This is a genomic window from Streptomyces sp. NPDC104761 (assembly GCF_055583445.1).
This window is the reverse complement of the sequence record NZ_JBVJNZ010000014.1, coordinates 291073-302247: the sequence shown is the minus strand read 5'-3', so window position 1 is coordinate 302247 and position 11175 is coordinate 291073. Positions and strand designations below refer to the sequence as shown.

The window sequence follows — 11175 nt, the reverse complement described above, 5'->3', positions numbered from 1 at the left end:
CGTTTTTCCTCCCCCCCCCCTCCCCCCCCCCCCCCCCCCCCCCCCCCCCCCCCCCCCCCCCCCCCCCCCCCCCCCCCCCCCCCGACCAGCCACGACGCACCCGCACCGGACCACCACGGCGAGCCACCACGTCGCACCCGGCACCGGCTACCGCGCTCCGCGGGCCGTCGTCACTGTGAACTGCGCACCGTCCGGATCCCGCAGGATCGCCTCGGTGTCCCCCTCGCTCAGCACACTGCCACCGTGTTTCTCGGCGATCCGGGCGCACGCCGCCACGTCGGTCACCGCGAAGTGGATCTGCCAGTGCGGCCGTACCGACGGATCGGGGGCCGCCTCCACCGCTCCCGAGTCGATACGGGCCACGGCCTCACCGCGGCTGCGCAGCACCACCTCGCCGCCCTCGTACTCGACCTCGCAGCAGCCCGGTTTGTCCGAGGCCCAGCCGAGGACCTCGCCGTAGAAGATCGCCGCGTCGAAGGCGTTGCGGGTGTGCAGGCGGATGAAGGTCGGCGCGGCCTGCCGCCAGGTCTCCCAGTTGGCGACCAGTTCCCCCTCCCAGATGCCGAAGACCGCCCCGTCCCGGTCGGCGATCAGCGCCGCCCGGCCGGGCGGGAAGGACAGCGGCCCCACCGCCGGGGTGCCGCCGCGCTCCCGGGCCCTGGCCACCGCCTCGTCCGCGTCGGGCACCGCGAAGTACGGCGTCCAGGCCACCGCCATCTGCCACATCGCGGCGACCGCGGCGATGCCCGCCACCGGCACCCCGTCCGCCAGCGCGATCCGGAAGTGGTCGCCGAGCCTGACGCTGCGCCATCGCCAGCCGAGCACGGCGCTGTAGAAGTCCTCGGTCGTCTGCAGGTCGCGGCTGGTCAGGCTCACCCAGCACGGGGCGCCGAAGACCGAGTGCGTGGAGACCACCGGCCGCTTCTTCGGCGCGGATCCGGTCTGCGCGGGTCCGGGGGGAGGCGTGTCGTCGTTCATGGCACTCGCGTCCTGGTGTCGGGGCCGGCGGGGCGACCGGTCTGCCACCAGTCTCCAACCGGAAGCGGCGGAAATGCCTGCCGAGTACCCCGGTGGCGCCGAGCCAGACGGGTGACACGATGGATGGATGGGAGAGAGCGAGCCGGACCGGATCTTCCGCCTGGAGGCCGAGGTCGACCAGCTCAAGGAGGCCGTCGCCTCCCATGCCGTGGTGGACCAGGCCATCGGGATGGTCGTCGCGATCGGCCGGGTGACGCCCGACGAGGGATGGGAGGTGCTCAAGGAGGTCTCCCAGCACACCAACATCAAGCTGCGCAACGTCGCCGACCTGATCCTGGTCTGGGGGCGCACCGGCGACATTCCCACCGAGATCCGCGTGGAGCTGGCGGAGGCCATTGAACGGTACGGGCCCACGCAGATCCCCGGCGCACCGCCCGTCGGGTGAACCCTCAGCCGGCCTCGGCCAGCAGCTCCTCGCGCAGGCGGTCGAAGCAGGCGCTGAGCAGGCGGGACACATGCATCTGCGAGATGCCCAGCTGTTCGGCGATCCGGCTCTGCGTCATACCGCAGAAGAACCGCAGGTAGAGGATGAGCCGGTCGCGCTCGGGCAGGCCCTGGAGGCAGGGTTCCGCGGCCGCGCGGTCGACGATCAGGTCGTAGCCGGGATCCAGGGCGCCCAGGGTGTCGCCGAGCGCGTAGCCGTCGCCGCCGGGCACCTCGGCGTCCAGCGACAGCGCCGAGTAGCACTCCAGGGCCTCCATCCCGGCCCGCACCTCTTCCTCGGTGAGCTGGGCCAGGGCGGCGACCTCGGCCACGGTGGGCGGGCGCCCGGGGGTGGTCTGGTCCAGCTCCTTGAGGGCGCTCCGGACCCGGTTGCGCAGCTCCTGGACCCGGCGCGGCACGTGCAGGGTCCACATGTGGTCCCGGAAGTGGCGCTTGATCTCGCCGGTGACGGTGGGCACGGCGTACGCCTCGAAGGCCCGGCCGCGCGCCGGATCATAGTGGTCGACGGCCTTCACCAGCCCCAGCGCGGCGACCTGGTAGAGATCCTCCAGGGTCTCCCCCCGGCCGCGGAACCGTACGGCGATCCGCTCGGCCATGGGCAGCCACAGCTCGACCAGTTCGTCCCGCAGCGCCCGGCGCTCCGGACCCTCGGGCAGTTCGGCCAGCCGTACGAAGGCCCGGGCCGTGTCCGGGGCGTCGTCGTGCGGATGGGGCCTCGGTGTGCAGGCGGTACGCATCATGCGCACCTCCCTCGGCGGGTGCTGGTGGACGGACACCGTGGGAGGAACGCGCTCGGACCCTGGAGAAGGACACGGGGGCGGCCGGCGGAATCCGGCTCCCACGCACGTGCCTCCGGTCCGAAGCACTGTGCTAGGGATGCCCCGAACGGCGTATAGCAAAACAATTCGGGCAGAAAGCTCATAAAGCTCTCATTTTACGAATGGTCTTTCCGTGGGGTCTTGCCTTGACCGTTCCTTGGGAGAGATACCTCTGTAGCAGAGGTAATCTTCGGGGTGTGGAATCGGAGACCTTTCCCGAAGAACTCGCCGACGCGTTGGTCGGCATCCAGCGGCTGATCCGCCGCAGACTGCGCCGCGGGCTCACCCGGCCGCGGCTGCGCGGCGCGGAGGTGGAGCTGCTGCGCCTGGTCGAGTCCCGGCCCGGGATCGGCATCTCGGACGCCGCCAAGGAGCTGTACCTGGCGAGCAACTCGGTGTCGACCCTGGTCAACCAGCTCGTCAAGGACGGCTTCATGCGCCGGGAGACCGACCCGGCCGACCGCCGGGCCGCCCGGCTGCTGCTCACCGACGACGCCGAGAAGCGACTCGCCGACTGGCACCGCCGCCGCGCGGAACTCGTCGCCGGTCATGTCACCCGGCTGGACGAGGCGGACCAGGAGGCGCTCAGGGCGGCGCTTCCCGCGCTGCGCAGGCTGGCCGACACTCTGCACGAGGAGACCGGGGAATCATGACAACGGACACCGCCGCAGTCGCCTGCACCGGACTCTCCTACTCCTTCGGGGAGACCAAGGCCGTCGACGGGCTCGACCTCAGCGTCGGCGAGGGCGAGGTCTTCGGCCTGCTGGGTCCCAACGGCGCCGGCAAGACCACCGCCATCCGCTGCATCACCACCCTCCTGCCCGTCCCCGCCGGGATGGTCCGCGTCTTCGGCCACGACACGGGCCGGGAGCGGATGGCCGTACGGCGGCTGCTCGGGTACGTCCCGCAGCAGCTGTCCGCCGACAGCGGGCTCACCGGACGCGAGAACGTGGAGCTGTTCGCCCGCGTCTTCGACGTCCCCCGGCGCGAGCGGGCCCCGCGGGTCGCCGAGGCGCTCGCGGCCGTCGACCTCACCGACGCCGCCGACCGGCTCGCCGGCACCTACTCCGGCGGCATGGTCCGCCGTCTCGAACTGGCCCAGGCCCTGGTCAGCGCGCCCCGGTTGCTGATCCTGGACGAACCGACCATCGGCCTCGACCCGATCGCCCGTACCAGCGTGTGGGACCAGATCAACTCCGTGCGCGCGGCGACCGGCATGACCGTCCTGGTCACCACCCACTACATGGACGAGGCCGACCAGCACTGCGACCGGGTCGGCCTGATGCACCGCGGCCGCATCCGTGCTCTCGGCACCCCCGCCGAACTCAGGCGCGGCCTCGCCGAACGCCGGGGCACCGACGCCCTGCCCACCCTCGAAGACGTCTTCCGCGACGTGGCCGGCAGCGGCCTCGACGACCAGTCAGGAGGTTTCCGCGATGTCCGAAGCACCCGCCGCACCGCGAACCGTGTCGGCTGAGCGCAAGGGCACGTCCCTGCTCCTGACCCCGCCCCAGCCGCGCTCCGGCTGGCGGCTGCTGCCCGCCCGGGTGGTCGCCATGTGCGCTGTGGAGCTGCAGAAGCTCCGCCACGACCGCACCGAGCTCTACACCCGTGCGATCCAGCCCGCCCTCTGGCTGCTGATCTTCGGCCAGACCTTCACCCGGATACGGGCGATACCCACCGGCGGCATCCCCTACATCGACTACCTCGCGCCCGGCATCATCGCCCAGTCCGCGATGTTCATCGCGATCTTCTACGGCATCCAGATCATCTGGGAGCGCGACGCGGGCATCCTCAACAAGCTCCTCGTCACCCCCACCCCCCGCTCGGCGCTCATCACCGGCAAGGCCTTCGCGGCCGGCGTGAAGTCCCTGATCCAGGCCGTCGTGGTGATCGTCATCGCCGCGATCCTCGGCGTCTCCCTCACCTGGAACCCGCTGAAGCTCCTCGGCGTCGCCCTGGCCGTCGTCCTGGCCTCGGCCTTCTTCTCCTGCCTGTCGATGAGCATCGCCGGCATCGTCCTCAGCCGCGACCGGCTGATGGGCATCGGCCAGGCGATCACCATGCCGCTGTTCTTCGGCTCCAACGCCCTCTACCCCCTGGCGATCATGCCGGGCTGGCTCCAGGTGGTCAGCAAGATCAACCCGCTGAGCTACCAGGTCGACGCCCTGCGCGGCCTGCTGCTCGGCACTCCGGCCCACCTCGGCCTCGACTTCGCCGTGCTGGCGGTCGCCGCCGCCCTCGGCATCACCGCGGCCTCCTCGCTGCTCGGCCGCCTGGCCCGCTGAGCCGGCCACGGTGCCGGGTACACCGACGTGATGTGCGGCACGCGTCCGCGACCCGCCCCGGACTCCCGGGGCGGGATAACCGCTGCGCAACGCTTGATCAGCGATCAAAGCGGGCGAACCCCCTGGCCACAGCGCATTCCACTCATTTGACAGTGCGCTGAGCGCACAGATAAACAGCGGGGGTCGAGAGGGGCACTGTGTACGAGCCGAACGTGGTCGGGGACTGGCACGAGTACGACGAGCATGCCGGTCTGCGGGTCCGCGTCCACCGCCTGGAGGAGTCCGAGCCGCCGCGCGGCCGGGACGACGCCGCAGCCGGGCTGACGTACTTCAGTGCCCGGGTGACCATTGAGAACCGCGGCTCCGCTCACTTCGGCGTGCAGCTTGAGGACGGCCAGATCGACGTCCGGGTCGGCCCAGACGGCGAGGGCGCGTTCATCGACTGGCGCAACTCCCAGTTCATCGAGGGCTTCGACGTCTACCCGCTGCGCCGCGCGACCGCAGTCCTCTACGCCGCCGCCCCGGAGGCCGCCCTGACCCAGGTGGACATCCAGGTCCACCTGCGCGTCGACGAGGAGTGGACGGAGCGCCGCCTGTGGGCGGGCGGTATCGGCGTACTCGAATCGACCACTCCCACGGCCTGCCAGTCCACCGGCGGCCTGGCCCACCAGGTGACCGCCTTCCTCAAGGACCAGACAGAGCCCGGCCCTACTGCTCCCTGAGGACAACGCGCCCTTTCGGGGGCGCTGGGGGTACCCCCGGCCGAAGGCTGGGGGAGGAACTGCACGACCAGCCCCCAAGGCGCCGCAGCCGAACAACGACACGTGCCCGGCGCTACCAGCGGAGCGCCTAGTGGGGGATACCGTCGATGATCTCCCGCGCCCCCTGCCGCAGCAGCGCCACCGCGACCGACGTGCCGAGGGTGGCCGGGTCGAGACGGCCCGCCCACTCGTGGGCGTTCAGCCGGGTCTTGCCGTCCGGGGTGAACACGCAGGCACGCAGCGACAGTTCACCGCCGCCGTCGACCCGGGCGTAGCCCGCGATCGGGCTGTTGCAGTGGCCCTGCAGCACGTGCAGGAACATCCGCTCGGCGGTGGCCTCCCGGTAGGTGGCCGGGTCACCGAGCCCGCTCACCACGTCGATCAGGTCGGAGTCGCCCTCCCGGCACTGCAGGGCGAGGATGCCCGCGCCGATGGGCGGCATCATCGCCTCCGGGTCCAGCACCTCGGTGATCACGTCCGTGCGGCCGATCCGCTCCAGTCCCGACATCGCCACCAGCAGTGCGTCGGCCTCACCGGCGGCGAGCTTCTCCAGCCGCCGGTTGACGTTGCCCCGGAAGGGCACGCACTCCAGGTGCGGATGGGTGGCCGCCAGCTGGGCGGCCCGGCGGACCGCGGAGGTGCCGATCCGGGTGCCCGGCGGCAGCTCGTCCAGGGGCAGCCCGCCCGGGTGGACGAGGGCGTCGCGGATGTCGTCCCGCTTCAGGAACGCCGCGAACACCGTCCCGGCGGGCAGCGGCCGGTCCGCGGGCACGTCCTTCACACAGTGCACGGCGAGATCGGCCTCGCCGGCCAGCAGCGCGGCGTCCACCTCCTTGGTGAACGCCCCCTTGCCCTCCACCAGGGACAGGTCGCCCAGCCACTTGTCGCCGGTCGTCTTCACCGGTACGACCTCGGTGCGCACCTGCGGGTACAGCGCGGCCAACTCGGCCCGGACGCGGGCCACCTGAGCGAGCGCCATCGGCGAGTCGCGGGAGACGATACGGATCAACTCGGGTACCGGCATGGGGACACGATAGACCTTCCCGCCGGCCCCCGATTCCGACATCCTGTCGGCCGCCCCCCGGTCCGGTCCGCGTTCGCGGACCGCCCGGCGGTCGGCCCGTGTCCTGCGGCAGATGCTGCTGCAGGTCCTCCGGCAGGTGGTGCTGCAGGTCCTACGGCAGGTCCTCGGGCAGGTCCGCCGCCGACTCCTCCGGCGCGAGGTCCGGGCGGAGCCGGAGCCAGGACGGCTGGCGCAGCAGTCCGGCCCGGGTGCGGGTGCTGTAGCTGACCTCGCCGACCAGCCGGGGCACCACCCAGCGGGCGCCCGGGACCGGCGGCACCGGCTCGAACGGGCACGCGTCGGTCCCGGCCGCCCGCAGCAGCGCGGCCAGTTCCGCCCGCTCCGCCGCACTCCAGCCGGTGCCCACGCCGCCGACGTACCGCAGCCGCCCGTCGGCGGAGCGCTGGCCGACCAGCACCGCGCCGGGCAGCCCGGTCAGCCGCCCCTTGCCCGGCAGCCAGCCGCCGACGATCACGTCCTCGGCGCGCAGGTTCCGGATCTTGATCCAGGCGCGGGACCGCACCCCCGGCTCGTACACCGAGTCGAGCCGCTTGCAGACCACGCCCTCCAGACCGTGCTCCCGGGTCGCCCGCAGCGCCTCCGCGCCGTGGCCCACGACGGCTCTCGGCGTCGACCAGTGCGGCCCCTCCAGGGAGAGGGACTCCAGGCGCGCCCGGCGGTCCGCGTACGCCATGGTGAGCAGCGGGTCCGACAGCAGCAGCGCGTCGAACAGCACCAGGTGGACCGGGATCCGGGCCGCCATCCGGGCCGCCCGGGCCGGGGCGTGGGCCAGGCCCATCCGGCTCTGCAGCAACTGGAAGTCGGCGCGCCCGTGTTCGTCGACGGCCAGCACCTCGCCGTCGAGGACCGCCGGGGTCCGGCCCAGGGCCTTCGCCAGCGGGCGCAGCTCGGGGTAGGCGCCGGTGATCTCCTCGCCGGACCGGGCGCGCAGCAGCAGGCTGCCGTCGCCGGGCAGGTAGAGGACCGCCCGCTGGCCGTCCTGCTTCGTCTCGTAGGCCCACCGGTCGTCCTGGGCGGCGGGCGGCAGGCGGCCGGGAGTGGCGAGCATGGGCGGGATCACGGGGAGGGCGGTCACGCAGGAGATGTGACCCGGCACGGCCGCCGCACGCGCCTTGCGGACCCGGTTCCCCCGAACAGGCGTCCATCCGGTCGGTCTCCTGTGATCCCGGCCCGTGACCAGGTGGGCGGGGCGGGCCGTCCCCCCCGAGGCAGGGCCCGCCCCGCCCTCCGATCATCGTCCGCGGCTCAGTGCACGGACTCGGCCGTGGGCGCTGCCGGGGCCGGAGCGGGCTCCGTGTCCGCGGGGCGGCGGCCCGGCAGGAAGGAGGCGAGGACGAAGGCCAGGACGGCCGCGCCCGCGCCGATCGCCATGACCACCTTGAAGCCGTTCTCGGAGGGCAGCGTGGTGCCGCCGAGGCTGATGGTCAGCTGGGCCAGGATCACCCCGGCGACGGCGCTGGCCACCGAGGTGCCGATGGACCGCATCAGCGTGTTGAGGCTGTTCGCGGCGGCCGTCTCCGACGCCGGGACCGCGCCCATGATGAGGGCGGGCATCGCGCCGTACGCGAAGCCGACACCGGCGCCGATGATGCAGGAGACCAGGATGAGGTGCCAGACCTCGGACATCAGGGCGATGTTGAGGCCGTAGCCCGCGGCGACGATCACCGCGCCGACCATGAGCGTGACCTTCGGCCCCCTGGCCTTGGTGATGGCGGCCGAGAGCGGGGCGAAGGCCATCATGACCAGGCCCTGCGGTGCCATCACCAGACCGACCGTAAGCATCGACCTGCCCAGGCCGTAGCCCGTCTGGGTCGGCAGCTGGAGCAGCTGCGGAAGCACCAGGGACATCGCGAACATCGAGAAGCCGAAGGCGATCGAGGCGAGGTTGGTGAACAGCACCTGCCGGCGGACGGTGGTGCGCAGGTCGACCAGCGGCCGGGCGGTGCGCAGTTCGAAGAAGCCCCAGGCGAGCAGCACGACCACCGCCAGCGCGAACAGGCCGAGCGTGGTGCCGCTCGCCCAGCCCCAGTCGGCGCCCTTGGAGACGGCGAGCAGCAGCGAGACCAGGCCGACCGCGAGGCCCAGCGCGCCGACCGCGTCGAAGCGCCCGCCCGAGCGCACCCTGGACTCCGGCACCAGCAGCATGACCAGCGCGAACGCGACGACACCGAGGACGGCGGAGGTCCAGAACAGCACATGCCAGTCGTAGTGGTCCGCGATGAACGCCGCGGCCGGCAGGCCGAGCGCGCCGCCGACGCCCAGCGAGGCACTCATCAGCGCCGTCGAGCCGGCGAGGCGCTCCGCCGGCAGCTCGTCGCGCATGATGCTGATGCCGAGCGGGACCACGGCGGCCGCGAGGCCCTGGAGGGTACGGCCGACGATCATCGGGACCAGCGTGTCGCTCAGCGCGGCAACCACCGAGCCGGAGACCAGCAGCACCAGGCTGACCAGCAGCATCAGCCGCTTGCCGAGCATGTCGCCGAGGCGGCCGGCCACGGGGGTGGCCACGGCGGCGGCGAGCAGGGTCGCCGTCACCGCCCAGGCAGCGTTGGACGCGGAGGCGTTCAGGTACTTCGGCAGCTCCGGGACGATCGGGATCACCAGGGTCTGCATCAGGGAGACGGTGACACCGGACAGGGCCAGCACCGCCACCACCGCGTTCGGCTTCGGTTGTGCCGGTCGCGCGGAACCGGCGGTCTGGACAGGGGCTTCGGACATGAACTGGTCCTCCATAGGCGGGACATGGCGCGACTGGGGCACTGGGGCCCTGTTTAAGTCAGTCGCTTGACTTAGCGTACTGGCAGGGTGTTTCCGCACTCCGCGGCCCTGCCGCGTAGGCTTCTTCGGCTGGACCTCGCCGCTTCGGGCGGGGCCCCGGTGCGGCTCGCGGGACCGCCGGACCGGGTGGTGGCCGGTCCCGGAGCGGTGGTGGGCATGGCGGGCAGGACGGCGCGGGCGGACCAGGCCGGCGCGACGCGGGAGGCCATCCTGGACGCGGCGGAGCGGCTCTTCGCCGAACAGGGCGTGTACGCCGTCTCCAACCGCCAGGTCAGCGAGGCCGCCGGCCAGGGCAACAACGCCGCCGTCGGCTACCACTTCGGCACCAAGGCCGACCTGGTCCGCGCCGTCGCCGCCCGGCACTTCCGCCGGATCGAGGAGATCCGGGTCCGCCTGCTGGCCGAGACCGGCGACTCCGACGACATCCGCGACCGGGTGGACTGCCTGGTCCGCCCGGTCACCGAACACCTCGCGAGCCTGGGCAGCCCCACCTGGTACGCCCGCTTCTGCGCCCAGGTCATGACCGACCCCGCCCTCTACGACATCATGGTCGAGGAGTCCCTGAGCTCGCCGTCGCTGCGCCAGGCCGTCGAGGCGCTGAACCGGCGGCTGCCGGAACTTCCGGCCGAGGTCCGCGCCGAACGGGGCCTGATGGCACGGACGTTGATCCTGCACACCTGCGCCGAGCGGGAGCGCGCCCTCGCCGAGGGCACCGCCACCCCGCGTGCCACCTGGAGCGACGCGGCCACCGGGCTCACCGACGCGCTCCTCGGGCTGTGGCTGGCGCCCGTCTCGGCGGTGCGTCGAAGGTGACTGCGGCTACGCGTCGAAGGTGACGACGACCTTCTCCGCCGCCCCCGGCGTCAGCGCCAGCTCGAAGGCACGGTGGACGTCGGCGAACGGGACGCGGTGGCTGATCAGCTTCGCGAACCGCTCGTGGTGCTCGACCAGTTCGGGCGTGACCTCGAATATCTCCGTCGGGTAGCCCTGCGAGGCGACCAGGGTCAGCTCGCTGCGCAGCGTGCCGCCGAGGTCGATCTCGCCCTTCTTCTGTACGGCGACCATCACCAGCCTGGCGTGCCACCGGGCGTTGGCCACCACGGTGTCGAAGACGGCCGGGGCGCCGGCCGCGTCGATGAAGATGTCGGTGCCGGGGCGGGGCTGGCCCAGCGCGTTGGCACTCCGGCCGTGCAGTTCGGTCAGCCGCGCGGTGACGTCCTCCTCCGCCGAGTCGATCACGGCGTCCGCGCCCACGGCCAGCGCCTTCTCCAGCCGGGCCGGGATGACGTCGGCGACGACCACGTGCCGGACGCCTCGCAGCTTCAGCCAGATCGCCGCGCCGAGGCCGATCGGCCCTGCCCCGAAGACGACCACCTTGTCGTCCGGGGTGGCCTGCGAGCGGTTGACGGCGTGCCGGGACACGGCCATCGGCTCGTTCAGGGCGGCGACCTCGAAGGGCACGGTGTCGGGGAACACCGCGACACTCCGGCCGACCTCGGCGTTCTCGATCAGCAGGTACTCGCCGAGGGCGCCGTACCGGCCGCCGCAGCCGATGATCCCGGTGGGTGCGTCCTGCGGGTTCACCACCACCCGGTCTCCCACCTTCAGCCCCGTGACCTCGGCGCCGGCCTCGACGACCTCGCCGGCCGGCTCGTGACCCAGGGCGATCGGGACCAGTTCGCCGCCCAGGTGGGCGCGGGCGGGCATGCCGCCCATGTGCAGGAAGGTGACGTCGGTGCCGCAGATGCCGCCCGCGCGCATCCTCAGCAGCACGTCCTTCGGACCGGGGACCGGACGCTCGACGTCCACCACCTCGATCCTGCCGACGCCACCGGTCTGTACGGACTTCATCGTGGCCATGGGGTGACTCGCTCTCTGGAGGTGCTGACGCGGGCGAGCGTTTCGGCTCGTCCGGTGGTGGTGCGGCCGGGGAGGTGCCCTCGGGCCGGCGCCGGGCCGGGGGA

Annotated in this window: 12 protein-coding genes; 6 read left to right on the top strand and 6 right to left on the bottom strand. The window is 72.6% G+C overall.

Annotated features, from left to right (window positions below):
- Positions 1–147 precede the first annotated feature (147 nt).
- Positions 148–978: a VOC family protein gene (locus ACZ63F_RS33280; protein ID WP_469716786.1), complete on the bottom strand. Its 831-nt coding sequence runs from the start codon at positions 976–978 to the stop codon at positions 148–150.
- A 127-nt stretch (positions 979–1105) separates the two neighbouring features.
- Here ACZ63F_RS33280 and ACZ63F_RS33275 point away from each other — a divergent pair, with 127 nt between their 5' ends.
- The gene (locus ACZ63F_RS33275) at positions 1106–1423 is read left to right on the top strand and encodes an ANTAR domain-containing protein (protein ID WP_469716784.1); all 318 of its coding nucleotides are present in this window, start codon (positions 1106–1108) and stop codon (positions 1421–1423) included.
- A 4-nt stretch (positions 1424–1427) separates the two neighbouring features.
- Here the strand turns inward: ACZ63F_RS33275 and ACZ63F_RS33270 are convergent, their stop codons facing one another.
- Positions 1428–2219, bottom strand: a complete 792-nt coding sequence (locus tag ACZ63F_RS33270) for an RNA polymerase sigma factor SigF (RefSeq protein WP_469716821.1) — start codon at positions 2217–2219, stop codon at positions 1428–1430.
- A 278-nt stretch (positions 2220–2497) separates the two neighbouring features.
- On the opposite strand from ACZ63F_RS33270, the gene ACZ63F_RS33265 reads away from it, so the two are divergent.
- From ACZ63F_RS33265 to ACZ63F_RS33250, 4 genes are all read left to right on the top strand, one after another.
- On the top strand, positions 2498–2953 hold the full coding sequence (locus tag ACZ63F_RS33265; RefSeq protein WP_382727614.1) for a MarR family winged helix-turn-helix transcriptional regulator: 456 nt from the start codon (positions 2498–2500) through the stop codon (positions 2951–2953).
- Positions 2950–3777: an ABC transporter ATP-binding protein gene (locus ACZ63F_RS33260; protein ID WP_469716781.1), complete on the top strand. Its 828-nt coding sequence runs from the start codon at positions 2950–2952 to the stop codon at positions 3775–3777. The genes ACZ63F_RS33265 and ACZ63F_RS33260 overlap by 4 nt, the downstream gene beginning before the upstream one ends.
- A complete protein-coding gene (locus ACZ63F_RS33255; protein WP_469716779.1) occupies positions 3737–4588 on the top strand; it encodes an ABC transporter permease in 852 nt (283 codons plus the stop codon). Before ACZ63F_RS33260 ends, ACZ63F_RS33255 begins: the two co-directional genes overlap by 41 nt.
- A 197-nt stretch (positions 4589–4785) precedes the next feature.
- Complete coding sequence (locus ACZ63F_RS33250; protein WP_469716777.1) at positions 4786–5310, top strand: hypothetical protein; 525 nt, start codon at positions 4786–4788, stop codon at positions 5308–5310.
- Between the two features lie 127 nt (positions 5311–5437).
- Here the strand turns inward: ACZ63F_RS33250 and hemC are convergent, their stop codons facing one another.
- The 3 genes from hemC to ACZ63F_RS33235 all read right to left on the bottom strand — a co-directional run bounded on the left by hemC (position 5438) and on the right by ACZ63F_RS33235 (position 9151).
- On the bottom strand, positions 5438–6373 hold the full coding sequence (gene hemC / locus ACZ63F_RS33245; RefSeq protein WP_469716775.1) for a hydroxymethylbilane synthase: 936 nt from the start codon (positions 6371–6373) through the stop codon (positions 5438–5440).
- 151 nt (positions 6374–6524) lie between these two features.
- Positions 6525–7481, bottom strand: coding sequence for an ATP-dependent DNA ligase (locus tag ACZ63F_RS33240; protein WP_469716818.1), 957 nt, complete (start codon positions 7479–7481; stop codon positions 6525–6527).
- 197 nt (positions 7482–7678) lie between these two features.
- The gene (locus ACZ63F_RS33235) at positions 7679–9151 is read right to left on the bottom strand and encodes an MFS transporter (protein ID WP_469716773.1); all 1473 of its coding nucleotides are present in this window, start codon (positions 9149–9151) and stop codon (positions 7679–7681) included.
- 216 nt (positions 9152–9367) lie between these two features.
- On the opposite strand from ACZ63F_RS33235, the gene ACZ63F_RS33230 reads away from it, so the two are divergent.
- Positions 9368–10024, top strand: coding sequence for a TetR/AcrR family transcriptional regulator (locus ACZ63F_RS33230; RefSeq protein WP_469716771.1), 657 nt, complete (start codon positions 9368–9370; stop codon positions 10022–10024).
- Positions 10025–10030: 6 nt separating this feature from the next.
- Here ACZ63F_RS33230 and ACZ63F_RS33225 read toward each other — a convergent pair whose 3' ends face one another.
- On the bottom strand, positions 10031–11071 hold the full coding sequence (locus tag ACZ63F_RS33225; protein WP_469716769.1) for a zinc-dependent alcohol dehydrogenase: 1041 nt from the start codon (positions 11069–11071) through the stop codon (positions 10031–10033).
- Positions 11072–11175 lie beyond the last annotated feature (104 nt).